Origin of the sequence: Streptomyces sp. WAC05292, assembly GCF_003949955.1 — a bacterium.
In the GTDB taxonomy this organism is placed as follows: domain Bacteria; phylum Actinomycetota; class Actinomycetes; order Streptomycetales; family Streptomycetaceae; genus Streptomyces; species Streptomyces globosus.
Map to the genome: position 1 here is coordinate 1 of NZ_RPSE01000677.1, position 1541 is coordinate 1541.

Consider the following 1541-nt stretch of genomic DNA (forward strand, 5'->3'; position numbering starts at 1 on the left):
CCGGGCGAGCCGTGAAGGATGACAGAGAGGTGCGAGAGCGCTCTCAAGCGTGACGCAATGTCACCCGAGGCAGTGAGTATCACGGAGGAGCGGCCGTCGCGGCAACGTCGGACGTCATTCCTCACACGCCTCTGAGCTGCGGTTTTCTCGCGCGACCCTCGGCTTAACGATCCTTTAAGGCCGGCTTGAGGCAGAGGTGTGCACCGGGGCCGGGGTCAGGTGGTGTGCAGCGTCAGGCCGTAGCGGCCGAGGATTTCGTTGACCGGCTGGAACCACGTCTGGCCGCCGGACGAGCAGTTGCCCCAGCCGCCGGAGGTGACGCCCTGGGCCTGGTCGCCGCTGAGGAACGAGCCGCCGGAGTCGCCTCCCTCGGCGCAGACGCTGGTCTTCGTCATCTGGTGGACGGCGCCCTGGCTGTAGTTGACGGTCTCGTTCCTGGCGAGGACGGTGCCGCAGCGCCAGTGCGTCGTGGACCCCGACCGGCAGACCGAGGCGCCCACGGGTGCCTCGGCGGAGCCGCGGACGAGCCGGTCCGGGACGGTGCCCCAGCCGAGCACCACCGGCACGGTCCACCAGCCGCTGTGGACGGCGACGTACGCGTAGTCGTCGCCGGGGAACGAGGATCCCCGGAAGGTGCCCATCGCGGACCCGTCCCAGCCGCGCACGGCGGCCCCCGCCTGCCCGCAGTGCCCGGCCGTCACGAAGCCGCCGTGCACGGAGAAGCCGATCGAACAGCGGACGCCGCCGGTGTAGTAGGGGTCGCCGCCGACGGTGCCGGCGGCGTACGTACGGGGTGCCTGCGCCGTCTCGGCGACCGAGACGGGGCCGCCGGCCCGCGCCTCCTCGACGAACGCCCGCACGGCGGGGGCCTCCCGCTCGGTGCGGACGACCGTGACGACGACGCTGTTGGTCCGCGGGTCGACGTGCCAGCCGGCGACCCCGGCGGGCGCGCCCAGCGTGTCCAGGCGCGCTTTGGCGCGGTCCAGCGCCGCGGCGCTGTGCCGGACGAGGCGGGTGTCGGCGCCCAGTGCCCGCACCGCGGACTCCTCCGCGCGGCCGGTCACCGCTACGACGAGCCGGCCGGTGGACGGCTCGAACCATGAGCCGCCGTACGCACCGCCCGCCGCCTTCCGTGCGGTCGCCTCCAGGGCGGCGGCGGCCTTTTCCGCGCGCAGCCGTTCCTCGGCGCGGGAAGCGGTGAGTCCGAGGTCTCGGCGCATCGCGTCGAGCAGTCCGGCCGAGGCGGACGGCGCTGCGGCGGACGATGCCGCGGCGGGCTCCGGCAGCGGGGCGGCGCTCGCCGCGCGGTCGTCGGCGGCGCCCAGCCCGACGGTCAGGAGCAGGGCTGTGACGGCGGCACATAAGGGGCTGGTGTGTTTCACGAGGCCTCCTGGTGTGGGGACGCACGCCTGAGAGCGCTCTCAGGGACGGTCGGCGTTACGCTAGCCGACGGCGTTTGTCAGGTCCATACCAAGGAGCGGTGGCGCTTCGGGCCGACAGCGCCCAGGCCTGTCCGGCCCGACGCTCAGTCCCGCTCGCCC

At 73.8% G+C, this 1541-nt stretch carries 1 protein-coding gene; it reads right to left on the bottom strand.

The window, feature by feature from the left end:
• Positions 1-215: 215 nt before the first annotated feature.
• Complete coding sequence (locus tag EF903_RS32295; protein ID WP_125548500.1) at positions 216-1382, bottom strand: S1 family peptidase; 1167 nt, start codon at positions 1380-1382, stop codon at positions 216-218.
• Between the last annotated feature and the right edge of the window lie 159 nt (positions 1383-1541).